The 25,791-nt window shown below is 69.2% G+C and carries 24 protein-coding genes and 4 pseudogenes; 17 read left to right on the top strand and 11 right to left on the bottom strand.

Features of this window, described 5'->3' with window-relative positions; translation table 11 throughout:
- Positions 1 to 9: 9 nt before the first annotated feature.
- Entirely contained in the window at positions 10 to 543 is a 534-nt protein-coding gene (locus tag TNCT6_RS30155; RefSeq protein ID WP_141366941.1) for a TetR/AcrR family transcriptional regulator, read from the bottom strand.
- A gap of 22 nt (positions 544 to 565) precedes the next feature.
- Positions 566 to 1,402 carry an alpha/beta fold hydrolase gene (locus TNCT6_RS30150; protein WP_141364012.1) on the bottom strand — a complete coding sequence of 279 codons (837 nt, stop codon included), beginning with the start codon at positions 1,400 to 1,402 and terminating at the stop codon, positions 566 to 568.
- A gap of 401 nt (positions 1,403 to 1,803) precedes the next feature.
- On the opposite strand from TNCT6_RS30150, the gene TNCT6_RS30145 reads away from it, so the two are divergent.
- A complete protein-coding gene (locus tag TNCT6_RS30145; protein ID WP_141364010.1) occupies positions 1,804 to 2,409 on the top strand; it encodes a DUF4240 domain-containing protein in 606 nt (201 codons plus the stop codon).
- Between the two features lie 80 nt (positions 2,410 to 2,489).
- On the opposite strand, the gene TNCT6_RS30140 is transcribed toward TNCT6_RS30145, so the two are convergent.
- Complete coding sequence (locus TNCT6_RS30140) at positions 2,490 to 2,726, bottom strand: hypothetical protein (RefSeq protein WP_216372810.1); 237 nt, start codon at positions 2,724 to 2,726, stop codon at positions 2,490 to 2,492.
- Between the two features lie 501 nt (positions 2,727 to 3,227).
- Between TNCT6_RS30140 and TNCT6_RS30130 the strand changes: the two genes are divergently transcribed.
- Positions 3,228 to 4,001, top strand: a complete 774-nt coding sequence (locus TNCT6_RS30130) for a polysaccharide deacetylase family protein (RefSeq protein WP_141364008.1) — start codon at positions 3,228 to 3,230, stop codon at positions 3,999 to 4,001.
- Here the strand turns inward: TNCT6_RS30130 and TNCT6_RS30125 are convergent.
- Positions 3,974 to 4,297 carry a hypothetical protein gene (locus TNCT6_RS30125; protein WP_141364006.1) on the bottom strand — a complete coding sequence of 108 codons (324 nt, stop codon included), beginning with the start codon at positions 4,295 to 4,297 and terminating at the stop codon, positions 3,974 to 3,976. The genes TNCT6_RS30130 and TNCT6_RS30125 overlap by 28 nt on opposite strands.
- Before the next feature lie 92 nt (positions 4,298 to 4,389).
- Here TNCT6_RS30125 and TNCT6_RS30120 point away from each other — a divergent pair, with 92 nt between their 5' ends.
- The 9 genes and pseudogenes from TNCT6_RS30120 to TNCT6_RS30080 all read left to right on the top strand — a co-directional run bounded on the left by TNCT6_RS30120 (position 4,390) and on the right by TNCT6_RS30080 (position 10,666).
- A complete protein-coding gene (locus TNCT6_RS30120; protein ID WP_141364004.1) occupies positions 4,390 to 4,818 on the top strand; it encodes a Ku protein in 429 nt (142 codons plus the stop codon).
- A complete protein-coding gene (locus TNCT6_RS30115; RefSeq protein WP_141364002.1) occupies positions 4,815 to 5,570 on the top strand; it encodes an SDR family NAD(P)-dependent oxidoreductase in 756 nt (251 codons plus the stop codon). The genes TNCT6_RS30120 and TNCT6_RS30115 overlap by 4 nt, the downstream gene beginning before the upstream one ends.
- A gap of 156 nt (positions 5,571 to 5,726) precedes the next feature.
- On the top strand, positions 5,727 to 6,605 hold the full coding sequence (locus TNCT6_RS30110) for an ABC transporter substrate-binding protein (protein ID WP_141364000.1): 879 nt from the start codon (positions 5,727 to 5,729) through the stop codon (positions 6,603 to 6,605).
- Between the two features lie 96 nt (positions 6,606 to 6,701).
- Positions 6,702 to 6,875 (top strand): annotated as a pseudogene (locus tag TNCT6_RS30105) (ISAzo13 family transposase); the annotation flags it as partial.
- Positions 6,876 to 7,576: 701 nt separating this feature from the next.
- A complete protein-coding gene (locus TNCT6_RS30100) occupies positions 7,577 to 8,806 on the top strand; it encodes an IS110 family transposase (RefSeq protein WP_141363998.1) in 1,230 nt (409 codons plus the stop codon).
- Positions 8,807 to 8,818: 12 nt separating this feature from the next.
- The gene (locus TNCT6_RS42150; RefSeq protein WP_141366939.1) at positions 8,819 to 9,022 is read left to right on the top strand and encodes a hypothetical protein; all 204 of its coding nucleotides are present in this window, start codon (positions 8,819 to 8,821) and stop codon (positions 9,020 to 9,022) included.
- A 113-nt stretch (positions 9,023 to 9,135) separates the two neighbouring features.
- Positions 9,136 to 9,582 carry a hypothetical protein gene (locus TNCT6_RS30090; RefSeq protein WP_141363996.1) on the top strand — a complete coding sequence of 149 codons (447 nt, stop codon included), beginning with the start codon at positions 9,136 to 9,138 and terminating at the stop codon, positions 9,580 to 9,582.
- A 251-nt stretch (positions 9,583 to 9,833) separates the two neighbouring features.
- A complete protein-coding gene (locus TNCT6_RS30085; RefSeq protein ID WP_141363994.1) occupies positions 9,834 to 10,019 on the top strand; it encodes a hypothetical protein in 186 nt (61 codons plus the stop codon).
- 131 nt (positions 10,020 to 10,150) lie between these two features.
- Positions 10,151 to 10,666, top strand: a complete 516-nt coding sequence (locus tag TNCT6_RS30080) for a pyridoxamine 5'-phosphate oxidase family protein (RefSeq protein WP_141363992.1) — start codon at positions 10,151 to 10,153, stop codon at positions 10,664 to 10,666.
- On the opposite strand, the pseudogene TNCT6_RS30075 reads toward TNCT6_RS30080, so the two are convergent.
- A pseudogene (locus TNCT6_RS30075) lies at positions 10,638 to 11,061 on the bottom strand (transposase); the annotation flags it as partial. The gene TNCT6_RS30080 and the pseudogene TNCT6_RS30075 overlap by 29 nt on opposite strands.
- Positions 11,062 to 11,086: 25 nt before the next feature.
- Between TNCT6_RS30075 and TNCT6_RS42145 the strand changes: the two are divergent.
- The 3 genes and pseudogenes from TNCT6_RS42145 to TNCT6_RS41205 form a co-directional block, all read left to right on the top strand.
- Positions 11,087 to 11,208, top strand: a pseudogene (locus TNCT6_RS42145) (IS5/IS1182 family transposase); the annotation flags it as partial.
- Positions 11,209 to 11,493: 285 nt separating this feature from the next.
- Complete coding sequence (locus TNCT6_RS30070; protein ID WP_141363990.1) at positions 11,494 to 12,615, top strand: PP2C family protein-serine/threonine phosphatase; 1,122 nt, start codon at positions 11,494 to 11,496, stop codon at positions 12,613 to 12,615.
- A gap of 15 nt (positions 12,616 to 12,630) precedes the next feature.
- A pseudogene (locus TNCT6_RS41205) lies at positions 12,631 to 12,818 on the top strand (IS630 family transposase); the annotation flags it as partial.
- Between the two features lie 102 nt (positions 12,819 to 12,920).
- Here TNCT6_RS41205 and TNCT6_RS30060 read toward each other — a convergent pair.
- The gene (locus TNCT6_RS30060) at positions 12,921 to 14,078 is read right to left on the bottom strand and encodes an alanine racemase (RefSeq protein ID WP_141363988.1); all 1,158 of its coding nucleotides are present in this window, start codon (positions 14,076 to 14,078) and stop codon (positions 12,921 to 12,923) included.
- Between the two features lie 278 nt (positions 14,079 to 14,356).
- Here TNCT6_RS30060 and TNCT6_RS30055 point away from each other — a divergent pair, with 278 nt between their 5' ends.
- On the top strand, positions 14,357 to 14,941 hold the full coding sequence (locus TNCT6_RS30055) for a cupin domain-containing protein (RefSeq protein ID WP_253266465.1): 585 nt from the start codon (positions 14,357 to 14,359) through the stop codon (positions 14,939 to 14,941).
- Positions 14,942 to 15,248: 307 nt separating this feature from the next.
- Here the strand turns inward: TNCT6_RS30055 and TNCT6_RS30050 are convergent, their stop codons facing one another.
- The 3 genes from TNCT6_RS30050 to TNCT6_RS30040 form a co-directional block, all read right to left on the bottom strand.
- On the bottom strand, positions 15,249 to 18,638 hold the full coding sequence (locus tag TNCT6_RS30050) for a S8 family serine peptidase (RefSeq protein WP_141363984.1): 3,390 nt from the start codon (positions 18,636 to 18,638) through the stop codon (positions 15,249 to 15,251).
- A gap of 435 nt (positions 18,639 to 19,073) precedes the next feature.
- Positions 19,074 to 20,102, bottom strand: coding sequence for a helix-turn-helix domain-containing protein (locus TNCT6_RS30045; RefSeq protein WP_141363982.1), 1,029 nt, complete (start codon positions 20,100 to 20,102; stop codon positions 19,074 to 19,076).
- A gap of 269 nt (positions 20,103 to 20,371) precedes the next feature.
- Entirely contained in the window at positions 20,372 to 21,784 is a 1,413-nt protein-coding gene (locus TNCT6_RS30040; RefSeq protein WP_141366937.1) for an aminopeptidase P family protein, read from the bottom strand.
- Positions 21,785 to 21,929: 145 nt separating this feature from the next.
- Between TNCT6_RS30040 and TNCT6_RS30035 the strand changes: the two genes are divergently transcribed.
- On the top strand, positions 21,930 to 22,913 hold the full coding sequence (locus tag TNCT6_RS30035) for a LuxR C-terminal-related transcriptional regulator (protein ID WP_172633094.1): 984 nt from the start codon (positions 21,930 to 21,932) through the stop codon (positions 22,911 to 22,913).
- Between the two features lie 345 nt (positions 22,914 to 23,258).
- The gene (locus TNCT6_RS40135; protein WP_172633093.1) at positions 23,259 to 23,396 is read left to right on the top strand and encodes a hypothetical protein; all 138 of its coding nucleotides are present in this window, start codon (positions 23,259 to 23,261) and stop codon (positions 23,394 to 23,396) included.
- Positions 23,397 to 23,421: 25 nt separating this feature from the next.
- Here the strand turns inward: TNCT6_RS40135 and TNCT6_RS30030 are convergent, their stop codons facing one another.
- Both TNCT6_RS30030 and TNCT6_RS30025 read right to left on the bottom strand, forming a co-directional pair.
- Positions 23,422 to 24,816, bottom strand: a complete 1,395-nt coding sequence (locus tag TNCT6_RS30030) for an FAD-binding oxidoreductase (protein WP_141363978.1) — start codon at positions 24,814 to 24,816, stop codon at positions 23,422 to 23,424.
- 197 nt (positions 24,817 to 25,013) lie between these two features.
- Entirely contained in the window at positions 25,014 to 25,730 is a 717-nt protein-coding gene (locus tag TNCT6_RS30025; RefSeq protein WP_141363976.1) for a TetR/AcrR family transcriptional regulator, read from the bottom strand.
- Positions 25,731 to 25,791 lie beyond the last annotated feature (61 nt).

Genomic DNA, 25,791 nt, shown 5'->3' with positions numbered 1-25,791 from the left:
GTCCATTTCTCACATGGCGCGCAGGCCCCGGTCGGCGAAGGCGATCAGCCACTCGAAGCTCTCGTCGATGTCGGCGCTCCACTGGAAGCCGTTGTCCGCCTGCAGCGTGGCGAAGCCGTGGCAGAGGCTGCGGAGCGTGCGCAGGGCGTGGTCCACGTCGGACTCTGCGATCTCGTAGCCGCGCAGGACCGCCATGAACGCGCCGAGCAGCCGCTCACCTGCGGTGGCCAGCGGATCGTCCGGGCCGGACGGTTCCGCGCCGACCGTCGCGCCGTACCGGCCTGGGTGCTCCAGGACGAAGGCGCGGAAGGCGCGCGCCGCGGCCGCCAGGGCGTCGCGGCCCGCGTACCCCTGGACCGCGCCGCCGACGGCGTCGGCGGCCTCGTTCAATGCCAGGACCGCGATGCGCCGGTTGAGGTCTTCCTGGCTGCCCACGTGCTTGTACAGGGACGGGGTGCGCACGCCCACCCGCTCGGCCAGCAAGCCCATCGTCAGGTTGGCGAAGCCAACCTCGTCGGCGAGGGCGGCACCGGCCGCGACCACGGCCGCCGGGTCCAGGCCGGCCCTAGGCACGAGCGGCGTCCGATCGGAGGAAGGAGAGCATGAGCGAAACCAGCTGGTCGGGGAACTGGTCGTGCGGGTAGTGCCCGGCGCCCTCGATCATCTCAAGCCGGCCGAGGCCGGACGGCAGGGCATCCACGATCGCCGAACCCTCGGCGTGCGGGTCGGCCCAGTCGGGGTCGAGCGTGCCCATCACGACCAGGACCGGGCAGCGGACGTTGCCGAGTTGCGCGCCGGCGTCGGTCGGGGCGCTGCGGCCCATGCCCTGCAGGGCCTTCATCCGGCCCGGCTCGCGCAGCAGGGAGTCGATACGGTCGAGCCGTTCGACCCAGCCGACCGGCTTCACGCCGGGGTGGGCCACGTCGAGGTACGAACGCCAGAGCGGCACGCTGCCGAACACGCCCGCGCCGAGCAGCCGCAGCATGCCCCGCCGGAAGCGCTTCACCCGCAGGTCGCCGAGGCGGATCGACTGCTTGCGGGTGAACGGCGCCAACTCGACAACCGCGGTGATCAGCGAGGGCCCCTGCGCTGCGGCGATGGTGGCGGCGCCGCCGGAGATCGAGTGTCCGACGAGCACGGCCGGGCCGCCCAGGTGGCGGATCACGGCGAGCAGGTCGTCGGCGATGGCGGTGCGGCTCCAGTCCGGCCAGCCGACGCTGGACTCGCCGCAGCCGCGCAGATCGACCGCGGCGACCCGATAGCCCGCCGCCACCAGCTGCGGGATCACGGGATCGTACGCGGCACGGCTGTCGCCCATGCCGTGCGCGAGAACGATCAGCGGGCCGGACCCCGCCACGTCGTAAGCGATCGTGCCGCCGTCGGCGGCAAGGTACTCGGTCATGGCATCCTCCAGCTTAGCTAATCTCGTTAGCTAAAAGCTAATAGCATTAGCCAACCTTGTCAACGACGAAATTCTCGGCACGCTGGAAGAAGCGACGAAGCGCTGCGGAAGGGGGCCGGCCCCGGACCGGCTGCAGGTGTCCACGGCAGCGTCCCCTGGGCCACTCAACCCGCGGAGTGCTCCCGCCTCCCGCAGCAGAGCCGGCCTCACCATGGACGGCATTCCGCCGGTCGCCCACCGTGCCCGGGCCGCTGGCCCATGTCCCCGACGCCCTCGTCCATCAGAGACGTCCTGTCGGCCAGTGTTGCCCTGGACACCCTGCGGGCCCTGGGCACCATCACCGCTGCTGTTTCCGCATGGAGCTCGCGGGAGTGTCAGTGGCGGCTGTGATCCTGTGCCGCATGGACGAGAAGACCTTCTGGGCACTCATGGACGAATTGAGCCGCCGCCCCGGTGACCGGAACGAGCGGCTGGATTGGCTGCGCGGGGAGTTGCTGCGCTGGCCGGCCGCGGCGGGCGTCGAGTTCCAGGCGCATCTGGAGGCCGCGTGCGAGGCCGTCGCCACAGAAGCGCTGTGGCGGGCGGTGAGCCGGATCGAGGGCGGCTCGTGTTCCGACGACGGCTTCGACTATTTCGCGCTCTGGCTGGTGGCGCAGGGGCGAGGGACGTACGAAGCGGTGCTCGCTGATCCGGACGCGCTCGCCGGCGTTTCCGAGGTGCGGGCCCTGGCCGGGCGGCACCTGCGGGAGTGGCACGACGACGAGTGGCCGGAATGGGAGGAGCTCGACTACGTGGCGCAGGATGTCTTCGATGAGCTGACCCGCCAGGAGGACGACTGCGGGGGCGCGTTCCACGAAGCCCTGGACGCTGTCCAGGAGGCGCGGGCGGAGCGTGAAGAGGGTGACGAGTCCGTGAGGACCGCGACGAGGGGTGGGATACCAGGGCTCGCTGCGGGGGCGGGGACACCCCGGCTCGACGCCCTCTTCCCGGTGAAGGCACGCGCCTAGTCAGTGACGCGGCGCCGCGTCAGGAGAATACTGCCCGCGCCGAAGGCGGCCGGGGCGCCGGCGTCCAGGGCCGCTGCCGGTCAGGTCGTCTCTGCGTCCCGGTTTTGGGGTTCATCGCCGATCTCTTCGGCGGGATTGACCGAGCGGTGGCGGCCCATGCTCCAGGAGATGAGAACGGCTCCAAGGGGGGTCATGCCATAGAGCATGGGAAAGTCCTTGCCGAACCTGGTGATGACGAAGGCCAGCCCCGCGAGGGCGAGGATCAGGAGCGGGCGCCTGATGACGTGGCTGCACAGGATCGCCAGTCGGCGCCGCACTCCCCGCACTGTGGTGAACCCTGTCCAGCCTGAGGGTGACATGGCGTCAGCCTAGCCCGTGCGCGGTTCAGGCAATGTGCCTTCAGCTCCTGTGACCGTCGAGGCCCGGGGACCGGGAAGTGCGAGCCTTTGCCCCGGGCCGACGGAGGATCAGGCTGCTGCCGCCTTGCGCTTGGCGGTGGTGCTGGTGAGGCGGAAGGACTGGGTGTCGGTTTCGATGATGTGGGCCTCGAAGGTGAGGCGGTCGACGGTGCGCCGGCCCACAGCCCACAGCCAGGCTTCTCGCTGTTCATCGACGGCAGGACGCCCCGCCCGACCAGCCCTGAGCGGATCGCGCCAACCGACCCGGTTCCGGCCGCTGCTCGCCCAGTTGTCCGCGAACTCCCCCGGAAGTGTCCGCGATCGGTAACGGACGCATCCCGTGGCCGTTGCCCCTCGTCCTGCCAAGTGGTCGGAAGGCGACCAAGGATCGGCGAGGAACTGCGGGAAAGCGGGGCGGACATGGCACGGCACGGCGGCGGGCGGGGCTGGTACGGCAAGGTGGCCGGGGCGGCCCTCGGAGTGACGGTACTGGCCGCCGGTGCCTCGGTGTGGACCGCGCAGGCCGGTTCCGTGGTCGGCTCGTCGCCTCAGGCAGCCGCGTCGGCCACGCCGGGCAGTGACGTCAAGCCAGTCGATGTGACCATCGCGCACGCCTCGGACAAGGGGGAACGCGGCGTCAACATCACCATCGACGACGGCCCCGACCCTGTGTGGACCCCTCAGGTGCTCGACGTACTGCGGGAGTACGGCGTGAAGGCCACGTTCTGCATGGTGGGAACGCAGGCGCGGGCCCACCCGGACCTCGTGAAGAAGGTGGTCGCGGCCGGACACCGGCTGTGCGACCACACGGTGTCGCACGACACCACCATGGACACCAAGTCCCAGGCCTACCAGTCGCAGCAGCTACTCGACGCCGAACGCATGATCACCGAGGCGTCCGGGGGCGTACGGCCGATGTACTACCGGGCACCCGGCGGGGCCTTCACCCCCTACAGCCGCAACCTGGCGGCCTCACGGGGCATGCGCCCGCTGGGCTGGAACGTGGACTCCAAGGACTTCGAGCGGCCGGGCACGGACGCCATCGTCGCCACCGTCGAGCGGGAGCTGCCCAACGGGCCGACACTCCTCTTCCACGACGCGGGCGGCGACCGCTCCCAGACCGTCGAGGCCCTGCGCCGGATCCTCCCCTCGCTCAAGGAGCAGGGCTACTCCTTCGGCTTCCCGGTGCGCTGAGCCCCGCCCTGGCCGGCCACGGCGTTCGAGGTCCCCGCCCTCGACTGCAACGTGATCTCGACGCACTCCCTGTCGGTGACCTCCACACCCAGACCGTGCGCGCGGCGGTTGTTCGCCCGGAAGTACATCTGCGCGAGGCCCTCGGCCGCGATCTGCTGAAGCCGGCGTTCGGTGGCGCCCTGATTCCGTGCGGTGACAGCCGGTCGGAGTAGACGGGCGGCAGGGTCCGGGTGATGTCGTGGAGACCGGCCCGCGCCGTGGTTCTGGAGCCAGGTGTTGCCGGGAGGTGCTGCCACTTTTCGTGCCCCTCACGTGCGCCTTCCTTGCCCGGCGACGCGTGGATCCGCTCCAAGGTGCACCGGTGCCTGCCGTGGCGGAGGCTGGAGACATGGATGTGCCGACGCGGGCGGTGTGGAGGGGCTGGATCACGTTCGGCCCGGTCAGCCTGCCGGTGCAGTTGTTCCCGGCCGCACGACGGCACGGCGTGGATCTGCACGAGGTGCACGTCGCGGACGGCTCCCGCATCCAACACCGGCGCGTATGCCAGGCCGAGGGGCGCGAGGTCGACAACCGGGAGATCACGAAAGGGCACAAAACCCCCGACGGGCACTCGGTGGTGCGCGAAGAAGCAGATCTCCAGGCCCTGCCGCTGCCCGGCAAGCGCGTCAGCGACGTCCTCGGGTTCGTCCCCGTCGACGGCCTGGACCCGATCCTGTTCTCGCGCGCCTACTACGCCGCACCGCACGAGCAGGCCGGGCAGCGTGCCGCCCAAGGAGGTCTGGAGCGGTTCGATCACGTGCAGGAGGTGGGCTCGTGACCGGGGCGACCGGCAGGGTGGCGTTGGTGACAGGGGCCAGCAGCGGAATCGGTGCGGCCACCGCACGCCTGCTGGCCGCGCGAGGGATGCGCGTGGTGGTCAACTACCTCCGCAGCGGCACGGCAGCCGAGGAGGTCGTGGCCGGCATCGAGGCCGCAGGCGGCCAGGCCATGGCCGTGCAGGCCGACGTGCGCGAGGCAGCGGCGGTCGCGAGCATGATCGAGCAGGTCCAGACGGCGTGGGGCGGCATCGACGTGCTCGTGCACAACGCGCTCACCCCGTATGTGATCAAGCCGTTCCAGGACATGACGTGGGAAGAACTGGGCGGCAAGGTCGACGGCGAGATGCGTGCGGCGTTCGCGGTCACCAAAGCCGTCCTGCCCGCCATGACCGAACAGGGCTGGGGACGCATCATCTATCTCGGTACTGGTCTCAGCCGCCGACCAAGGGCGGGCATGATCGCACTGGGAACGGCCAAGGCCGCACTGGCGCAGTTCGCCCGGTACCTCGCCCAGGAACTGGGCCCGCGGGGCATCACGGTCAACGTGGTCGAGCCCGGCCCGGTGGAGGACACCCGCATGGCGGAGGCGCTCGACGAGGAGCTCAAGCGGCGGCAGATGGCCGCCACCCCCCTGGGCCGCCTGGCACGCCCGGGCGACGTCGCCCAAGCAGTCGCCTTCTACGCCGGCGAGGACAACGCCTTCATGACCGGCACCACGGCCGCGGTCGACGGCGGGATGTCCATGGACTGACGCCCCGCTGCCCGCCCCGTACCAGGCCATACCGTCCCCGTCCGGCCGAAGACCGGACCGCGTCCGGCACACGCCACCTCAGCACCACGGGCCACAGCACCGCGCTCGCGGGAGACGCAGGCGCATGGCGGTGACACGATCAAGGAAAAGACGTTCATGTACACGATCGATCTCGCCTACGTCGGGCGGGGCCTGCACGAGGAACTGGTCGCCTACATCGCCGACCAGCATGACTACTACGCCGACGAGGGCGTCCACGTCGCGCTGCGCGACGGCTGTTCCTGGGACGAGGAGCGGCTCCGCCACGGCGCCACCATCGGGCTGGGCCGGGCACTGCTGTCCCGACTGACCCAGAACACCCCCTGGGTCGCACTCACGGTCAACACCCACCGCCCGCTGTTCTGGTTCCTCGCCCGCCCCGGCCTGACCTCCCTGGCCGATTTGGCCGGCCGACGGCTGGCCGTGCACGCCCCCCATACCGCACCCGGGTGCTTCGCCCGCATCGTGCTGCGCCAGGTCGGCCTCGACCCGGACCGCGACATCCACACCATCGTCCGCCCGCCCGGCGACTACGGCATGGACCTGCGCCGGCTGCACGACGGCACGATCGACGCCGCCCTGGTCGGCAGCACCATGGCACCGGAGGCGGTGGCCGCCGAGCACGGCTGGCAGGTGCCGGCCTGGGTCGGCGACCACCTCCAGATCCCCACCGTGGGCGTGGCCGTCGACCCCACCCACATCCAGCCGGACGACCCCGCGGTCCAGGCCGTCGTACGAGCCCACCGGCGCGCCCTGAAAGTGATCCACGACGAACCCGACACCACGGTGCGGCACATCCAGACGTTCCTCGGCCGACACACCGCAGACGAAGCCCGAGCCCACTACGAGACGTTCATCGCCCCGTATTTCACCACCGACGGCCAAGCCGACCTCGCCATCGGCGCCACCGCGATCACCGCGGTCACCGCTGAACTCGGCGTCCCCGCCACCGTCACCGCAGCCGAGTTCTACCGCACCGCAACCACCTCACCCTAAGGGCTCGTAGAGAAGCAAGGTGTTGCTTCGCGTGAGGCAGCTCGTTGTTGTGATTCGAGCGTCTCTCGTGAGGTTCGTGGTCAACTCGCCACGGGACTGCGGCCCGCACTGCTCACCCTGGTGGAACCTGACGAGCGGGGCGATCCGGTGTCGCCGCTGCGTTGGACGGTGAAGTCGACCAGGAGCCTCGCGACCGCGCTCACCCGTCAGGGGCACAGGGTGAGCGCGGACACAGTCGACGACCTGCCGCGTGAGGAGGACTTCAGCCTAATCCCCTTGTAGCAGCAGGTTCGTGAAGCTTCGGCTCTTCGGATCTGTTCGAGTACTGGGCCGTTGACATCTTGTTTCAGCCCGGCAGGCCATGCCTTCCTGCAGAGCGGTGCAACGTCCCGGTGCTCGTGGTGGTGGTCAGGGTGGGTGTCGAGGCGACGCCTTCCGTAATCCGGGCATGAGATGCCTCTACGGAGATCGCGCGGGTCTCGACGCCTCCCCCGCCGCCACCGCCGAGAACACGATCTGGCGGGTCATGCGGGCGCCGGACACACGTCCTTTGCCTGCCGGATACCGGATGCCTCAGCCCAGACAGCACGGCGTCCGACGCATTGGTGACCAGCCAGATCGTGGTCCGTGGTGTGCTTCGTGGCCGCCGGGCAGACGCCTCCCGATCGCCTGGCCCCGATGCCTACTCGTAGATTGCGCGCTGTCCGGCGTCCACGCAGCACACCACGACCGTCAACACTCGCCCTTTGATCATTCGTTGATGTTGGTGGTGCGAGCCCGCTCCATGGTGACCGCTTGTGAAGCCCGAGCCGTCTGAGCTCCCGGATAGTCCGAGGCCCATGGAGCGAGATGGTGCCACGAACGGCTACTGAGGTGGCGGACCGGCCCTTGCGCTGAGTCCTGGGATTAGGTCGCTGCGTGGTTCCGCATGAGCTCGTGACCTACACAAACCGTGCTATGGGGAGGAAATCTTGATCTACTGCGGCATCGACTGGGCCGAGCGCACTCACGACGTCGCGCTGGTCGACGACAGCGGCCAGTTGCTGGCCAAGCGGCACATCACCGATGATGCTGCGGGCTACAAGATCCTGCTGAACCTGCTGGTCGAGTACGGCGACAGCGAGGAGAGCCCGATTCCGGTCGCGATCGAAACCTCCCGCGGCCTGCTTGTCGCGGTGCTGCGGGCCGGCAAGCGGCAGGTGTTCGCGATCAACCCAATGGCCGCCGCCCGCTACCGCGACCGGCACTCGGTCTCCCGCAAGAAGTCCGACCCCGGCGATGCCCTGGTGCTCGCAAACATCCTACGGACCGACATGCACGCCCACCGGCCGGTGCCGAACGACAGCGCCCTCGGCCGGGCCGTCGCCGTCCTCGCCCGTGCTCAGCAGGACTCACTCTGGAACCGGCAGCAGCTGTCCAACCAGCTCCGTTCGCTGCTGCGGGAGTACTATCCGGTCGCCCTGGCGGCCTTCGAGCCCTGGCGCAACGGACTGTGCCGGCCGGAGGCCCGGGAGCTTCTGAAGGCGGCCCCGACACCGACCCGGGCCGCGCGGCTGACCCGCACCCAGCTGGAGGCCGCGCTCAAGCGGGCCGGCCGCAAGCGCGGCATCACAGCCGAAGCTGAGCGGCTCCGTGACGTCTTCCGCGCCGACTACACTCACCAGCCGCCGCTGATCGAGGACGCCCTGGGCAGGCAAATGCTCGCGCTCCTGATCCAGTTGGAGGCCGCCTGCACCGCCACCGACGACCTCGCCGAGGCAGTCGAAGAGGCTTTCCCCCAGCACCCGGACGCTGAGATCATCCTCAGCTTCCCCGGCCTCGGCGTCCAACTCGGCGCCCGGGTGCTCGCCCAGACCGGAGACGACAAGGCCCGCTTCGCGGACGCCCGCGGCCTGAAGGCATACGCCGGTGCCTCGCCCATCACCCGGGCCTCCGGCAAGAAGTCGAGCATCACCCGCCGATGGGTCAAGAACGACCGGCTCAACGCCGCCGGCTACCTCTGGGCCTTCGCCTCCATCACCGCCTCACCCGGTGCCAAGGCCCACTACCGGCGCCGCCGCGACGACCATGGGGACTGGCACGCCGCCGCCCAGCGCAACCTCTTCAACCGCATGCTCGGCCAGCTCTACCACTGCCTCCAGAACCGCAAGCTGTTCGATGAAGACACGGCGTTTCCAACCGCTCTCGCCGCAGCTGCTTGACATGTTGAGTGCCTGAGGTGTCTGCAGGCCGGCGCCAACACCATCGAGGGCAAGCAACACCCCGAAGGGGACACCCCGTTCCGGTACATCAACGAGCTGGCCAGACAGCACACGGGCGCCGGACAGCCGGTGATCAGCGTGGACGCCTTCCCGGACGATCTCACCCCACGGCGAACTGCCGCTTGGCGTGGTGCCGTCCTCGTTGACTACGTCTGAGCATTGCTCACCCCGACCCCACCGATCACGCAGGCGGCTTGACTCAGTCATTGAGACTCCCGGTCAAAATCGCTCCACCGACCGCGTGGTCCAATGGGCGCCGAGGGGGCGGAATGAGTGAGCAGGGGCTGTCCGAAGCAAGCGCGTGGAAGTACCTGATCGAGACACTCACGATGCTCGCCGTGGACGCGAGCGATCAGACAACATGGCTCGACAAGTACCGACTCGAAACCGACGACTTGGCGTTGGACTACGAGAACGCGCGGAGCGCCATCGCGATCCTCGCCGAGGCTGGTCGTATCGATGTCGCCATGGAGTCGCGCCTCGCACGCATTGACGCGACCCTCGACGCGATGAGCGGGGCGGAGCAGGCTCCCAGGTGGACGTATGAGGCGCTGACGGCCGACGCGGGGTGGCTCAAGGTGCGCCGGCTGGCACGCGAGGCACTCACCGAACTAGCCGGTACCTGGCAGCAGCCGTTGCCCACCCTGGGGATCCACGGTGGCTCTCAACAACCGCCCGGGGCCGTCTCTGGGCCGTCCGAGGCCAACCGGCATTGACAGATGATGACAACCAGTCCCGGCATCCACGCAGGTCACAGGGGCAACTACGGTGAGCCGCCGCTCCTGAGAGACTCGGGCCGTCACTTCCAATTGCCCTCAACAGCCGATAGAACTTGGTCGGGTTGGTGCCGGCCGGGAGGCAATGGTCGTGGCGGAGTGCAGCGAATGGGGCAGCGGCCGGCGGCAGGCAGAGTCAGGTAGACGTCGGCGCCGCCTTCGGGGCGGTTGTGGGCCTGTGCGCTGTCCCCATGGACGGTGACGATGGCGTCGACGATGGCCGGTCCGAGGCCGATTCGGCCGGACGCGGCGCGAAGGGACAGCGGTTCTACGTCTGGGCCGTCATCGACCTCGCCGAAGTGGAACCGGGTCCGCCTGGCGACGCAGTCACCAGTCGCGATCACGGTCCGGCCATTACCGGAGACACGTGTGACTGAGTACCTCCGCCGGCCGCCCTGAGCACCGAAGTCGGTCGCCCCGAGCCAAAAGCCGAGGGGTTCATCGGTCGCTGGGAGTAGGTCCTGCGCCTCAGGCGCGCTTCGCACCTGCCTGGCTAGGGTCGGTCCTCATGGAGACCACCGGAATCGTTCGTCGCCAGACGGCCGAGCGTGTGCGCGACGCTCTGGCGCGGCTCGTCACCGAGCGGGATGTATGGGTGTCGACGGCTCACCCTGATCACGGGCCGCACCAGGTGCCGCTGTGGTTCTTGTGGGATGGGCGAGCAGTGTGGATGTGCACCGGCGCCACTTCCGTGACGGCGCGAAACGTCCGCGAAGAGCCGCGCGTGCGCCTGTCGCTACCGGACACCTTCGACGTGGTGCTCCTCCAGGGTGAGGCGGAGTGCTTCCCGGACCAGGAGGTGCCCGCAGGCGCGGCGGAGGCGTTCGCCGGCAAGTTCGGATGGGATCCACGCGTGGAAGAGGGTTCCTTTCTGTATGTACGCGTCGTCCCGAGGACTGTGCGCGCTTGGCGCGGCGAGCCGGAACTACGCGGGAGAGTCATCATGCGCGACGGGAAGTGGCTGGAACAACGGCCGTCCCTCGCCGACGCGCCTCTCTCGGATCACGATCTACAGCTGGAGTAAGCCGCCGGCAGCCGGACAACCACGACATGGCCCGCTCGATGACCCAGCGGCGCCGCCCTAAGCGTTCACTGGACTCGCTTCCCTTACGGGCGAAGAGCACTCCGATGCGCTTCCAACGCGGCCATCTGCGCAGGTCGGCGCAGTCGTGGGCTTTCTCCGCGTGGAGACGCTGCGGCTTGAAGTACCGGACATTGTGAGGGTCGTGTCTCGTTCGGTGACCCTCGATCATCGGCTTCAGACCCTCGCTGTCCTGGGTGTTGCCGGCCGAGACGCCGATGAGGAGGGGGCAGTCCGATCACGTCCGGCAGGACGTGCATCTCGGAACCCGGCTTACCTCGGTCCACGGGACTCGGACCTGTGTGTTCGCCCCCTTTTTTCAGTGTCGGCCGGCCGGTCCCGGGCAGGCGGCTGTCAGCGTCGATGATCTGGTCCCGGGCCGGGGTTTGGGGCCGCGCTTGCACGAGGCCGTGCCGCACCGGCTGGACGACACCGGCCTGGTCGATGTCACTCGCGTCGTCCACGACACCGCCCACGTCAGGGGGATGCTCGCTGCTGCCTTGAAAGCGAAAGTCGACCAGCACATAGCCGAGTTGCCGGCCGAGCGGGACCAACGCGGGCGGCGCCTGGTCCGCAACGGCCACCACCGGTCCCGTACCGTGACCACGGCCGCCATCTGGAGTACCGGGAACCACCGGAGGAGTACACGAGCCGCGCACCCCGCATGCAGTGCTAGTCACGGCGCGGGGACTTTGTCCGGCAGGGCGCGGCTCGTCCATGGCCGGGCCTGCTTACCGTACGGGGAGTGCACTGTCTGCCCGGGAGGTCCTGTGCTCCGTAAGCATCCGAAGGGTTCCGCTGGTCCCCTCGAGGCCATCGAACCACCGCGCGACGCCGAAGTATTGATCGGTGTGGTGTCGATCACGGCTTTGGTGATGGTCCTCAGTGCCCTGTCCGAGTCCCCGGTGTGGCTTCTGGGGCTCCTTGTATTCCTGCCAGGGGCGGCGTCAGCGCTGTGCACCGTACGCCAGACGAAATTCGTGTCCGCATGGACCGCACTTGTGGTCATCGTCACCATGCTGGTCCGTCACGGTGACGGGCGGCCGTGGCTCGACAGGATCCTCATGATGCTGCTCACCCTCGCCCTGGGCGTGGCATCCGTCTACGCTTGCCGCCATCGGATCCGCCGCGAGCACGAGATGCTGCGACTGCGCTCCACCGCAGCAGCGATGCAGCGCCACATCCTGCGCCCTCTTCCCATCCTCACCGACGACGTCCTGGTAGACGGAGTGTACGAGCCCGTACAGGAGGACCGGCTCATCGGCGGCGACATCTACGACGTCGTCGCCTCTCCGTGGGGAACCCGGATTCTGATCGGCGATGTCCAGGGCAAGGGCCTGCCTGCGGTCGGTGCCGCGTTCGCCGCCATCGGCACCTTCCGTGCCACGGCCCACCGAGAACCCACCCTGACCGCGCTCGTCGATATCCTCGATGCCTCTGTCGTACGGCACAACTCCTACGCCGCACAGACCGGCGACGACGAACGGTTCGTCACAGCGCTCATCGTCAACGTTGACGCTCACGAAGAGGTGCAAGTCATCAACTGCGGACATGTTCCGCCGAAGTTGCTGCACGGTGCCACCGTCACCACGCCGGCCCTCGCGTCCGGTGTCCCTCTCGGTCTCGCTGAACTCGCCGCCGAACCCGCGACCGTCGACTGGTTCGCCTTCCCGCCCGACGCGACGCTGCTGCTGACGACAGACGGGATCACCGAGACCCGCGCCGCCGACGGCACGTTCTATCCCCTCGCCGAACGCCTCACCAAGCGCGCAGCCCTCTCCCCCGCCGACCTCCCGCGCGCCCTCTACGACGACGCGCGCGCGTTCGCCGGGGAGGGAGACCAGCACGACGACGTGGCAGTCCTGTCCGTCCGGCGGTCACCGTACCGCTGAGCGGTGACGCCTTGGATCTGGCAGACCTTCGGCCTGCAACCGCACCGCACCGAGACTTCAAGTTGTCCACGGACCCGTACTTCGCGGACAAGGTGCACGACGTCGTCGGCTTGCATCTGGATCCGCCCGAACGGGCGCTGGTGTTCTGCGTGGACGAGAAGCCGCAGATCCAGGACCTGGACCGCTCTCAGCCGGTGCTGCCATCCGTTGCCATGTTCCGCTCCGGCACCAGACTCCGCCAACTCGATCGCCGCCAAGGCGAATACGATGACTACTCGGCCTTGGATCAAGGCCCGTTCGTCCGGTCAGTGGAATTGCGTGTGCCACACCTCGCGTGTGTGGCCCTTCTGGTCGACCACAGCAATGTCGGGCCAGCGGTCAAAGGCGGAGCACGGGTGGGAAATGCCGAGGTCGACTTCGTCGCCAACGCTCAGCCCATGCACCTCGGTCAAGACCAGGTGGTGGTCGTATATCTGGGCAGCGGTCGCCGTGACAGCCGTTCGCCGCGCTCCTTCCGCGTCACGTGCGCTCAGGAACACGGGCAGGCCGGCGTCATAGGGCAACTCACGTTTCCCGGCGCCGACGACGGCACACCCTGGTTCCGGCGTGGACAGCACGACCGCGCGGACCGTCAGCGCTGCGCGCAACCCCGGCAGAGGTGACACGTGCTCGTATGTGCCGTGGTCGTGAGTGACGTAGCAACCGGATCGCAGAACGGGCACCATGGGCAGGTCACTCGGGTTCTGCGCGAGTTCCGCAAGGGCATGGATGACGCGGTCGGGGAAAGCGGAGCCGCCCATGGTGAAGACGGGCTGTGTGATCTCATACAGCGGGAGGAGACTGCGGTACACAGCGATCGCCTGTCGGCAGTGCTCGTCGACCTGTGTCAGCGTCTCGGCGTCGCGGCGATTGGGCCTGACTCCTTCATAGCCTGCGACGCCAGCAAGGCGGAGTCCGGGGGCCGCCTTGACCGCTGCGGCAAGTTCAACCGCTTGGGCCGGCTCCCGCACGCCCGTACGGCCTCCGTCCGTTCCGATGTCGATGAGAACGCGCAAGGGATTGGGGGCGCCTTCCATGGCTGCCCGGGCGAGGTCCACTCCGGTCAGGGAGTCGGCGAAGCAGTAGATCTCCAGCTCCGGCATCTCGTTCAGCCACCGTCGGATGAGGGCGAGGTCGGCTCGGTGGACCACCTGGTTCGCGATGATCAAACGCCGTACTGCCCAGTCCAGAGCTGTGCTCGCCTGCGTCACGGTGGCGACGGTGACGCCCCACGCCCCTTCGGTCATCTGCCGCTCGACGATCGGCCGCGTCATGGTGGTCTTGATGTGTGGAGCCAGTTCGACCCTCCTGTCGCCGCACCATGCGGCCATGAGCTGGACGTTGTGCTCCAACGCAGAGAGATCGAGACGCAGCTCTGGTAGTTGCCGTGTTCGGCATCCTCCGAAAGGCGTGTCGTAAGCCATTGGTCCTCCGTGCATGCTTGAGCGACCCGGTGGAGCCGGGTGTTGCGGATCCGGGGCGGCGGAGCGATCGGCGACACGGCGCGGGTGCCCCTCCGTTCTGGAACCTGCTATGGCTCACCCGCCATGTTGAGCCGGCCGGCATCGATGCACGTGATGACCGGCACCCTGGGCGACATCTCATATATGAGACGAAGCGTAGATTATTCAAGACGCCCACCGCAAACACTATGCTGGATGCCGCATCGCATTTACTAGAGGTGGAGCAGTCCGTGTCGACCATGGAGAACGCGCACACTTCCCCCGAGCCCTCCGGCAGCGACAGGATCGGCCAGTACCTCCGTCGCGAGCGACTGGACCAGGGCCTCACGCTGGAGAAGCTCGCCGAGAAGACGGGACTGTCACGCAGCTATCTCAGCAACGTCGAGCGGGATGTGAACAGCCCGACGATCAATACGCTTCGCACGATCGTCGACGCCCTTGGAACCACACTCAGCCAGTTGTTCCGCGCTGTGGACCGCGAACGCCGTGTACTCACGCGCCCCGATCAGCGCCTCGAGCTCACCCGGTCCGGCGTGGAGGGGGTGACCTACACGCTCCTCAACCCAAAGCATGGAGGCAGGATCGAGATGATGATGCTCGAGGTCGCCCCCGGTGCATCCTCGGGGGGCAATCCACACACCCATGGCGGAGAGGAGGTCGGCCTACTGCTGAGCGGGGAACTGGATTACTGGGTCGATGGCGTGCACTACCGCCTGCAGCCCGGCGACTGCGTCAGTTTCGACTCCTCCGTCTCGCACCGCTACAGCAATCCTGGCGATGTGCCGGCAGTCTGTGTCTGGACGGAGACGTCCCGAGGTTTTTGATGGGCCGTCAATCCGGATCCCCGTCCGGGCCTCACGCGTAGGCGCCTGCCCACGACGGTTCCCAACCTCATCTCGCAGCCGGCCGGCGTCCCGGGGCTCGCGGGTCTGCCCGCTGAGGTAGAGGTAGCGCAGCCGGGAACCGGGTCCGGGTGTTGGAAGCCGGCCAGGGGCAGGCCGGCAAGTTGTCGCTTGCCGGACCTGCAGCGATCTGCACCTCGACTGCGCCCTGGTGATCACGGGTGGGGGCAGCAGGTGGCAGGCCGGGCGGGCCGCCCGTTGCGGGGGACCGCCCGGCCGGACTGTGTGGTTACCGCACGTCGTAGGCGCGGGCGATGGTCTGGGTGACCGCGTTGCCGTTGGCGTCGGTGAGGGTGACCTTCAGTGTGACCTGCTTACCGACGGCGCCGGTGTGGTCGAGGACGGCCGTCCACTTGCCGTCGTGCTGCTCGGTCGGCGCCTGGGTCCAGGTGGTGCCGCCGTCGTAGGAGTAGGACAGCGAGGCCGCCGTGATCGCACCCGGGATGTACCCGGCGTGGCCCTCGACCGACAGCCCGACCTTGATGCCGCTGCGCGCGGGAAGGGTGTTCAGGCCGTCCACCGGCAGGTCGTACGCCGGGTGGAGAAGCGGCAGGCCGCGGGAGTAGACGTCCGGCTCCAGTTGGGAGCGGAAGCTCCAGGTGGTGTCGGCAGCGGTGGAACGCAGCCAGTTGCGGTCCCCGGTGTAGATCTTCTCCAGGTGCTGGGTGAGCTCGTACGCGGAGTCCTCGTCCGGCACCTCGAACACGCCGTACGGGTAGGCGAGCCGGCCGATCTCTTCGCCGTTTCGCTTCAGCTTCAGGTTGCCGATGTCGCCGAACGACCCACCGTAGGTCCAGTGGTCGCCGGAGCCGTCGACCCAGAGCGCGTTCTGGATGCCGAACAGGTTGCCCTGCCGCTCGGCGGCCAGCATCAGGTTGCCGTCGGCATCGCGCGCCGCGCCCGGCCGCAGGGGGCCGCCGTACCATTCCTCGGTGCTCCGCTGTCCGGCCTTGTAGGTGCGGTCCTGGTCGCTCATGAACGCGGCGAACGGGAAGCTGGTCATCGCGCCGTGGTACCAGGCGTCGTCGCCGGTCGTGTAGTAGGCGGTGCGGGTACCAGGCACGTGGACCGTCTGGTACAGGCTCACGGGGATCTGGGTGGAGCTGCTCCCGGAGGGACGGAGGAACAGCGCGTCGATGTAGTCGGCCTCCTTGCCCATGGCATGCCACGTCTCGGTGACCTGGGCCAGCCGGGAGTCATTCGGCTTGTAGGCCTGGTCGGAGTGCAGCGGGCCCTGGGTCGGGAACGACAGGTTGTAGACGTAGGACGAGCCGTCCTCGGAGCCGGTCGCGCGCCAGGTGGGCCGGAACTCGAAGGTGCCCTTCTGAGCGCGCCCGTCGATGTCCGCGTAGAACTTCTGCACGGCGCCGTCGGCCGCGAGTGTTCCGCTGAGCAGCCAGGTGTCGTCCCACGTGCGGGCGTAGCTCAACGTGGTGCCCCGCAGCGTCGAGGGGCGGTCGGTGTGCAGGCTCAGCCGGTGGGCCTGGCGGGCGTCGAGGACAACGGTGGTGTCCTTGGTGATCCGCAGCTGCGGGTTCGCGAGGTAGCTGACCGATTCGGGCGTGTTGCTCGCGTCGGGCGTCGTCACAAAGCTGCTGAGGGCGTAGTCGCCCGGGCGCACACGGTAGGTCTGCTCGGGCGCACCCGCGTTGGTGCGGCGCTCGCCCTCGTCGGAGTCGATGCTGGCGACGTCCAGGGAGGAGGAGCCGGTCGCGGGCTTGCCGTTGCGGTCGACGACCTTGACCCGGAGAGTGACCGTCTCCGGCTGGACGTAGAGGGTGACGGGCACGGAGACGTGCACATCGCCGCCGGTGGCCAGGATCCGGCCGGTGACCGCACCGTACTGGGCGGGCTTCAGACGGGCGGTGGGGTCGATCTGCAGCGGCACCTGAGCGGTGGCCCCCGCCGGGACCGTCACCTTGTTCTCCTGCGGCTTGATGATTCCGGAGGTGACGTCGCTGCCGTCGTTGCCCTGCACACCGCTGAGCTTCAGATGGAGCGTCAGGTCGCTGTCGCTGGTGTTGGTGAAGGGCACCTGCACGGTGGTGCGGTCCGACGCGTCCTGCGGCCAGTTGTAGCTGCCGGCCTGGACGGCGGGCGCGGAAAGCACCTTCTGGTTCACCGCGCCGAACACGTCGAGCACCCCGCCGCCGGTCTGGTCGGCGCCGGCGACCTTGCCGCCGGTGCGGGCGGAGGAGACCAGGGCTGCCTTGATCTGCTGCGCGGTCCAGTCCGGGTGCGCCTGGCGGACGATGGCCGCAGCGCCCGCGACATGCGGGGTGGCCATGGAGGTGCCGGACATCGTCCGGTAGGCATAGACGCCGCGGCCGCCCGCACTGGCCGCCGAGATGTCGACGCCGGGGGCGGCGATCTCGGGCTTGAGGGTGTGGGTGACGGCCACCGGACCGCGGCTGGAGAACTGCGCGGTGGTGTCGTCGCGGTCGACGGCGCCCACGGTCAGCACGCCGGGCACGCACCCGGGCGAGGAGACGGTCTCGGCGCCCGGGCCGGAGTTGCCGGCGGCGACGACGAACAGGGTGTGGGTGTTCTGCGAGAGCTGCTTCGTGGCCTGGGCCATCGGGTCTGTGCAGTCGCCGATCGTGGGGTTGCCCAGGCTCATGGAAACGACGTCGGCCTGCTGGTCGACGGCCCACTGCATACCCGCGATGATCCAGGAGTCCTGGCCGTAGCCCTGGTCGTTGAGCACCTTGCCGATGAGCAGGGAGGTGCCGGGGGCGACGCCCTTCTTGCGGCCGTCACTGGCCGCTCCGGACCCTCCGACCGTGGAGGCGGTGTGGGTGCCGTGGCCCACCCGGTCGTCGGTGGTCTTGGAGTCCGTGAAGTTCCGGGACGCGGCAACCCGGCTCACCAGGTCGGGGTGCTCGGCGTCCACGCCCGTGTCCAGCACGGCGACCTTGGTGCCCTTGCCGTCGTAGCCGGCTGCCCAGGCCTCCGGCGCGTGCACCTGCGTGGTGGACCGGTCCAGCGTGGTCTCGACCTTGCCGTCGAGCCAGAGCTTCTTCAGCGTGGAGGCAGAACGTGAGCGGGCGTTGGTGACGTCCTGCCAGAAGGTGACGGCAGTGGCCTTGCCGGCCTTGAGCGCGACGCCGTCCACGGCCGGAAGGCTCAGGCCCCGCTCGGCCCCGCGAGGAGCCGCCGGTGCGCTGTCGGCAACGTTCACACCGTTCCGGTAGGTGGCGATGAGCGGCAGCGTGTCGGTGTGTGTGTCGTCGTATCCCTGGCGGATGAGCCCAGTGACGTTGAACAGCTGCTCGTCGACCTTGCCCTCGGCGATCGCCTGGGAGGCCTCCTCCGGGTAGACGTAGAGGTCCTTGCCCATCTGGTAGGTCTGGACGATCGGCTGCGTACCGTCGTCGCGCGGCAGCACGGCCGCCGAACTGTGGCCCGACGTGTCCGTGGTCACCAGTACCTTGTCGCCGGTGATGAGTGTGACCGGCACCTGCTTGCCGCCCGTTGCTGCGGTCTCGCTGCCGATGACGGGCCTCTTCCCCGAGGCACCGTCAGGCGGCGCATCCGCCGCCCCGGAAGGCGCTACCGCGGTGACGGCCAGGACGGCGGCGATTGCCGCGCCCAAGGCTATACGCGTTTTGGGGGGCATGAGTCTCCCTACTTGACGCCGTGAACATGCCATGCTGCGGGTGCAGCCTGGCAGACATACGGATCGCGTAGGCATGCCGCGCGTGACGGGTTTCCCGCGTGTCGGTTTTCCGTCATGCGGTCACGTCGACTGGTTCGTCGGCTTGATGGGGCTTCGGGTCCGGCAGGTGGGGAATGCCTCTGCGGACTGACGCTCACCGAGATGATCTCGCCGAGGGGGGACCCGGGAACCGACCCGGCCGCTCATGAGCGAGCTGCGCAATGCGGTCAGGTACCTGTCGCGTGGGTGCGCGCGCCGCCGCATCCGGTAGATGCCTTCAACCTGGATCGCGGATCCGTCGGCGGTGGAGCAGGAACCCGCCAGGAGTTGGCAGCCACCCTCGCAGGCGGATCACCAGCAGACGGCAACTCCCCGGCCCTCAGGCCGAGGAGTAGGTCAAAGCCAGCCCGCTCGTGCGGCGTGCCACCCGAGTTGCAGGCGCGAATCCGCACCGGCAAGGTCCATCAGACGGCGTGTCCGCCGCTCCACGGTGCGTATGGAAACGCCGAGTTGGGAGGCCGCTCGCCGGTCGGAGAACCCTGCCAGCAGCAGAGCGAGGACTTCCAGTTCCCCCTCGGTCGGCTGCTGATCGGCTGCCGACTCCGCGCGCACACCCGTGGTGGTGGTGTACAGCGGCCTGGCCTGGGCCCATTCCCTCTCGAAGAGGTGGACCAGGGCCGTCAGCAAGCCGCTGCGGTGCACCACGATTGCGCTCGGCTCGCCGCCGGAGTCCGCCATGTCCAGTGGCACCATGGCACGCTCTCGGTCGGAGACGACCATCTTCAGCGGCAGCGAGTCGGCCAGGCGAAGCTCCAGGCCCGCCAGGATGGCCGCCCGCATGTCCCGTGCCACGTCGTGACCGTCGAGATAGTTCCTGGCAGCCACGACCCGGAAGTCGACTCCGCGGTCCAGTGCGGAGTTCTCCGACATGTCGGCGTCCTCGCGCGGCACCGCGATGGGTACGCCGACGAGGAAGACAAGCAGCTCCCGCTGGGCGCCGCGCTGCAGTTGGTGGAACCGGTGTGCGACCTGCTCCACGCCGACGACCACCTCCACGACGCTGCCCGCAGGGTGTGCGGCGGTACTGCGGTACTGCTCGGTCAGCATCGAGAACGCGGTCTCGGCCCGGTGCAGCGCGTTGCGCTGCTCGACGAGGAACGGGGCCAGGGCCACCGAGGGTGGTGTGAGCCGATAGCGGGCGGTCTGGAGGCCGGCCCCGCAGCCGGCCGACTCAGGCGTCCCGCCCCCGGCCTCGGTGGCGACCGCCACCAGGCCACGTGTCGCCAGGTCGAGCAGGATGCGGGCGGCCTCACCCTCCTCGATTCCGGTCTGTCCGGCGAGTTCCCGCGCGGAGGCTGTCGGGCGGGCCAGCAGTGTCGTGTAGATGGCCTCTTCAGCCGGGCCCAATCCCAGCGCCTGCAGCATGCAACTCCTCCCCGGGCAGCCAGGTGTCAGGCCCTGGCTCAGCTCGCGCTGACCGAGCGGATCCTTGTCGGCCGAACCCTATCCCGCTGTCAGGATGTCGCCATCGGCTGTTTGCCATGCCTTCACCCCACCCGGGACAACCGACGCCGCGAACCTCGCCCGCACCCTCTACTTCCTCAGCCAGGAGCTGGACGCCGGCGTCCCGTGGTGTTCACCCTCACCAGGCTCGCCGGAGGGCGGCCCGGCCTTGGGCCCGGTTCTCGATGTGCTCAGCCCGCGAAACGGGCCATCCACGCCTCGACCTCATCAGCAGACCGCGGCAGGCCCGCCGACAGGTTCTCGTGACCATCGGCGGTGACGAGCAGGTCGTCCTCAATGCGTACGCCGATGCCGCGCCACTCCTGAGGGACGGTCAGATCGTCCGGCTGGAAGTACAGGCCGGGCTCGACGGTGAGCACCATGCCCGGCTCCAGTACGCCGTCGACGTACTCCTCGGTCCGGGCCCGCGCGCAGTCGTGGACGTCCAGGCCGAGCATGTGACCGGTGCCGGCCATCGTGAAACGGCGCTGGAGGCCCAGCTCGTACGCGCGGTCGGCAGGCCCTTCGATGAAACCCCACTCGACCAGCCGCGCCGCCAGGGAACGCTGGGCCGCCTCATGAAAGTCCCGATACGCGGCGCCCGGCTTGACGGCCGCCATGCCCGCCTCCTGGGCCTCGTACACCGCGTCGTAGACCCTGCGCTGGACGGGGGTGAAGGTGCCGCCGATCGGCAGGGTGCGCGTGACGTCGGCGGTGTACAGGGTGCGCGACTCCACGCCCGCGTCGAGCAGGAGCAACTCCCCGGGGCGCACCGGTCCGTCGTTGTCGGTCCAGTGCATGATCGTGGCGTGCTCGCCCGCTGCGCAGATCGTGCCGTAGCCGACGGCGTTGCCCTCAAGGCGGGCGCGGCGGAAGAAGGTGCCCTCGATCCACCGCTCGGACGAGGCGATCGCCCGCGACAGCTCACTGACGACGTCCGTGAATCCGCGCACCGTGGAGTCCACGGCCGAGCGGATCTCCTTGATCTCCCACTCGTCCTTCACGACACGCAGATCGCTGAGGGCCTCTTCCAGCTCCTCGTCGCGCTCCGCCTCGGTGGCGACGGCGGCCTCCAGGGACGGGTCGATACCGCGGACGATGCGCGTCGGTGCGCCGGAGGCGGCTGCCAGGTCGCCGGCCGCCGTGCGGACGTCCCGGCACGGCAGGCCGAGCACGCGCTCCGCCTCGGCGAGGGAGCGTCGCCGGCCCATCCACAGCTCTGCTGTGGCACCGGTCCAGAACTCGTTGTCGTCCCTGCTGTCCCGCGGGAGTTGGTAGCAGTAGACGTCGTGGCCGCCGTCCGCACGGGGTTCGAGGACAAGGGCACCGTCCCGGGCCTGGTCGCCGGTCATGTGTACGTAGCCCGAGTACGGCCGGAACGGGTAGGTGTCGTCGTTCGAACGGACCTTGAGGTTCCCCGAAGGGATCACGAGCCGTTCGCCCGGGAATCGCGCGGAGAGCGCGGCCCGGCGCGCGGCCGCGTACGGGGCCTGCTCGTTGAGCGTCAGTTCGTGTCGTTCGGTGTCCGCCCACCCCGTCCGCATCAACGCGGACAGTTCCTCGGAGATCTCTGAGTACAAACCGTTCTTGCGGCCTTTCGCCACTGCGTCCGCCTTCCTGGGAGTCGCGCGCCGCCACATGCCGACGGCTCGGCGACGGTATCCCGCGATGCCCGCGCATGGTGCGCAGTGGTGCCACTGGCACAGATCGGCCACGCCGGGCCTGCCGCGGCCGTCGATAATGCGAGTCATGACGAACGCGAGTCTCGGCGATGCACTGCGGCTCCTGGGCATCGGCCAGACGGCGGCCCGGGTCTATCTCACCCTGCTGGAGCTGGCCCCCGCGCCGCTGAGCGAGATCGCCGCCGCGGCCGGTCTGGACAGCCCGAGCCTGGCCACGGCGTACGGCGAGCTCGTCGACGCCGGTCTGGCCGGTGCCGCCGAGAGGGACGAGGACGTAGTGGCGCCGGTGGTTCCGGCGGCCGGTCTCGAGGTCCTCGCCCGGCGCCGTGCGGCCGAGGTCGAGAAATCCCGCCTCGCGGTCGCGGGCGCCTTCGATTCGTTCCGGCGCCACCGGCTCGCGGCACACAACGACCACCTCGTCGAGATCGTCACCGGCGACGCCATCGGCCCCAGGATGCGCCAAGCCTGGGCCAGCGCCCGCCACCAGATCCGGCAGTTCGAGTCGCCCCCCTACTTCCCTGTGGCCAATGCCACCGACGACGCACTGGCCACGCTGGCCCGCGGGGTCACGCAACGCGTCGTGTACTCCCGCGAGTCGCTGGAACGCCCGGACCACCTCAAACAAGTCATCGAACCGTGTATCAACGCCGGTGAGCAGGCCAGAGTGCTGCCGTCCGTCCCCGTCAAACTCCTGATCATCGACGAGGCGTACGCTCTGGTGTCACTGTCGATCAAAGAGGTCGACGTGCACAACACCATGCTGGTCGTACAGCCGTGCGGTCTGCTCTCCGCCCTCATCGCGCTGTTCGAGCAGTCGTGGCAGCAGGCTCTCCCCTTCCACGGCGGCACGACCCGCCCCGGTGGTCCGCCGCCCGCCGACCGCCGTCTGCTGTGGCTCCTGGCCAGCGGCACGAGCGACGACGTCATCGCCCGCGAACTGGGAATCAGCCGCCGCACGCTGTTCCGCCGCCTGCAGGTCCTGATGGCCCGGCTGGGCGCCGCGAACCGCTTCCAGCTGGCTCTGCAGGCCCAGCGCAACGGATGGTTTTGAACCCTCCCCCAGCCGAAGCAGGGGGATTCCTGGCTCAAGCAGCTCATTCGCTCAGCAAGCGAACGAGTCTGACGCTCTCAGCACCAGCCGGGACGGAACCTGCCCGGTTGCCCATCAAGACAAAGGAGTTGCGCGTGCTTGGCTCTCGCGACGCACGGCCCTCAGCCTACCCAACCATCTGGGCGGACTTTCGCCTTTTGGGCGAAACCCCGTTCCCTGCCCTGCTCCGCAGGAGTCCGACTCATCCCCCGGCTGAAGCCGAGGGCGTCCTCGGAGGTTTCCAGTGACGGTCGGCCCCGGCCCGAGCCCACACGGACAATCGCGCGATGGCGGAGGAGACGGGCCTTGACCACGAGCTGTTCCAGCCGACCAGCTCACCGCCACGGCCGTCCAGCCGCCGAGGGCCGGAACACCATGCCCGGCATCGGACCCGTGCTCGGCGCCGCGTTCCTCGCCGCCACCGGTGGCGACATGGCCGCCTGACCGATAGACGTACCCATCAGGACCATCAGGAATCGAAGCCGAGGCCGAGCCGGTCGAGGGTCCTGAGCCACAGGTTGCGTCGGCCGGAGTTCTCGTCCGCGCGGGCGAGGGACCATCTGGTGGCCTGGATCCCGGCCCAGCGGACCGGTTCCGGCGGGAACGGAAGGGGTTTGCGCCGCACCATCTCCAGTTGGGTGAGCTCGGTGCGCTCGCCGGCCAGCAGGTCGAGCATCACCTCGGCGGCGAAGCGGGTCGCTCCCACGCCGAGGCCCGTGAATCCGGCCGTATGGGCGACCCGGCCCCGGTGAGTGGTGTCGAAGAACGCGCAGAAGCGGGTGCAGGTGTCGATCGCGCCGCCCCAGGCGTGGGTGAAGCTCAGCCCCTCCAACTGCGGGAAGGTCCGGAAGAAATGCCGGGCCAGGGTGGCGAACGTCTCCGGCCGCGTGTCGTGCTCGGCGCGCACCCGCCCCCGGTAGTGGTAGACGGCGTCGTAGCCGCCCCACAGGATGCGGTTGTCGGCGGACAGCCGCACGTAGTGGAACTGGTTGGCGGCGTCGGAGAATCCTTGGCGGTTGTGCCAGCCGACGGAGGCGAGTTGTCCGTCCGTCAGCGGCTCGGTCATCAGCGCGTAGTCGTACACGGGGACGGTGTAGAGGCGGTGCCGCTTGACCAGGGAGGGGAAGGCGTTGGTCGCGAGGGCGACCCGGTCCGCGAGGACGCGGCCGTACGGGGTCCGCACCGCGATTCCCGAGCCGGCCTCCTCGATGGCAGTGGCCCAGGTGTGCTCGTGGATGCGTACGCCGAGGTCCAGACAGGCCTGCTTGAGGCCCCACGCGAGACGGGCGGGGTTGACCATCGCCGTGCCGTCCTTGTCCCAGAGCGCCCCCAGGAAGGTCGGTGAGTCGATCTCGGCGCGGACCTGGTCGGCGTCCAGCACCGTCTGCTCGGAGCCGTGGCGGGCGGCGAGCGCGGCGAACTCGTGCAGGTCGTCGACCTGGTACGGCTCGGTCGCCACGTTGAGCGAGCCGGTGCGCCGCCAGTCGCAGTCGATGCCGTACCTCGTGATCGTGTCCTCGATCGCCTGGAGGTTCCGCATGCCGAGCCGCTCCAGGTCGGCGAGCTCGTCGGGCCAGCGGTCGAGGCCGTTGCTCAGACCGTGGGTGAGGCTGGACTCGCAGAAGCCGCCGTTGCGGCCGGAAGCGGCCCAGCCGATCTCCTCCCCCTCGATCAGGACGACGTCGCGAGAGGGATCGCGTTCCTTGGCGATCAGAGCGGTCCACAGGCCGCTGTAGCCGCCGCCGACCACGAGCAGATCGCAGCGGGTGTCGGCGACGAGGGCCGATACGGCCTGCGGGCGGCCGGGGTCCTCCAGCCAGAACGGAGTGGGGCTGGCGTCCTGGAGGGCGCGGACGGGATCCATGGAGGACTCCTTGTGTGCATGGAGGGACTCGCCTCCGGGTCCCTCCATCAGATCTCCGACCCCAGAATAGTGTCAACGGTGTTGACATAAGCCTGCGTACCCCGGACCCGGACCCACGCGATCCATGTCCTCCGCCTCATTCGCCCGGTCCGGCCGGACCTCTGACGGGGCAGGTGGCGGGAGTGAGTGATCCGCTCTCAGCCCACTCCCCCAGCCGCCGCGGGCAGCCGGGCGGCGACGGCCTCGAGCAGCAGCTCCAGCGCGAACGGATAGCCGCTGAGCGGCATGTCGGCGGCCAGCAGGCGCACGGTGGCGGCGATGTTGGGGTGGGTGCTCGCGTCCAGGCTGCCGTAGCGGACCAGCCACACCTGGCGGTCTGCCGCCTGCGCGGGAGCCGGCATGGCCAGCGCGGCCGCGTCCAGGGCCGCGAAGGCGAGCGCCTGGTCCACGAAGGCGTGGTAGATCCGCACGGCTTCCCGGTCGTGGAAGCCCGCCGACCGCAGCACGCCGAGGATCATCTCCACGGCCCGCATCTCGTTGTCGCGCCCGGTCGTACGGTGCGCCGCCAGCAGTGCGGCCTGTGGGTGCGCCTGGTACGAGGCATGGACGCGCAGGCCCAGCTCACACAGGTCGGTACGCCAGTCGCCGGTGGGCTGCCAGCCGTGCTGGGCACGGCCGATGAGCTCGTCGGCGATGACCAGCAGCAAGTCGTCGGTGTTGCGGAAGTACCGGTAGAGCGCGCTCGGATCGGCGCCCAGCGCACCCCCCAGCCGCCGGACCGTCAACGCCTCCGCGCCGTGCTGGCCGACCAGCCGCAGGGCCGTCTCCACGATGATCCGCTCGGACAGCACCGTGCCCTGCTTCGTCGGCCTTCTGCGCCGCCTCTGCGGCTCCGGAACCACACGCTCAGCCATGAGCCGGAGCTTATGACAACACCATTGACGTGAGAAGTGGAGGAGGATTTCATGACCTGCC

The sequence above is a fragment of the Streptomyces sp. 6-11-2 genome (assembly GCF_006540305.1).
In the GTDB taxonomy this organism is placed as follows: domain Bacteria; phylum Actinomycetota; class Actinomycetes; order Streptomycetales; family Streptomycetaceae; genus Streptomyces.
The sequence above is the reverse complement of the archived record's forward strand: the minus strand, read 5'-3'. Positions and strand labels throughout refer to the sequence as shown.

Excerpts from the sequence above, each read along its gene's own strand:
- TNCT6_RS30150 (WP_141364012.1), bottom strand. The coding sequence starts at position 1,402 with ATGACCGAGTACCTTGCCGCCGACGGCGGCACGATCGCTTACGACGTG.
- TNCT6_RS30145 (WP_141364010.1), top strand. The coding sequence starts at position 1,804 with ATGGACGAGAAGACCTTCTGGGCACTCATGGACGAATTGAGCCGCCGC.
- TNCT6_RS30130 (WP_141364008.1), top strand. The coding sequence starts at position 3,228 with ATGGCACGGCACGGCGGCGGGCGGGGCTGGTACGGCAAGGTGGCCGGG.
- TNCT6_RS30120 (WP_141364004.1), top strand. The coding sequence starts at position 4,390 with ATGGATGTGCCGACGCGGGCGGTGTGGAGGGGCTGGATCACGTTCGGC.
- TNCT6_RS30110 (WP_141364000.1), top strand. The coding sequence starts at position 5,727 with ATGTACACGATCGATCTCGCCTACGTCGGGCGGGGCCTGCACGAGGAA.
- TNCT6_RS30090 (WP_141363996.1), top strand. The coding sequence starts at position 9,136 with ATGAGTGAGCAGGGGCTGTCCGAAGCAAGCGCGTGGAAGTACCTGATC.
- TNCT6_RS30085 (WP_141363994.1), top strand. The coding sequence starts at position 9,834 with ATGGACGGTGACGATGGCGTCGACGATGGCCGGTCCGAGGCCGATTCG.
- TNCT6_RS30080 (WP_141363992.1), top strand. The coding sequence starts at position 10,151 with ATGGAGACCACCGGAATCGTTCGTCGCCAGACGGCCGAGCGTGTGCGC.
- TNCT6_RS30060 (WP_141363988.1), bottom strand. The coding sequence starts at position 14,078 with ATGGCTTACGACACGCCTTTCGGAGGATGCCGAACACGGCAACTACCA.
- TNCT6_RS30055 (WP_253266465.1), top strand. The coding sequence starts at position 14,357 with ATGGAGAACGCGCACACTTCCCCCGAGCCCTCCGGCAGCGACAGGATC.
- TNCT6_RS30050 (WP_141363984.1), bottom strand. The coding sequence starts at position 18,638 with ATGCCCCCCAAAACGCGTATAGCCTTGGGCGCGGCAATCGCCGCCGTC.
- TNCT6_RS30045 (WP_141363982.1), bottom strand. The coding sequence starts at position 20,102 with ATGCTGCAGGCGCTGGGATTGGGCCCGGCTGAAGAGGCCATCTACACG.
- TNCT6_RS30035 (WP_172633094.1), top strand. The coding sequence starts at position 21,930 with ATGACGAACGCGAGTCTCGGCGATGCACTGCGGCTCCTGGGCATCGGC.
- TNCT6_RS30030 (WP_141363978.1), bottom strand. The coding sequence starts at position 24,816 with ATGGATCCCGTCCGCGCCCTCCAGGACGCCAGCCCCACTCCGTTCTGG.
- TNCT6_RS30025 (WP_141363976.1), bottom strand. The coding sequence starts at position 25,730 with ATGGCTGAGCGTGTGGTTCCGGAGCCGCAGAGGCGGCGCAGAAGGCCG.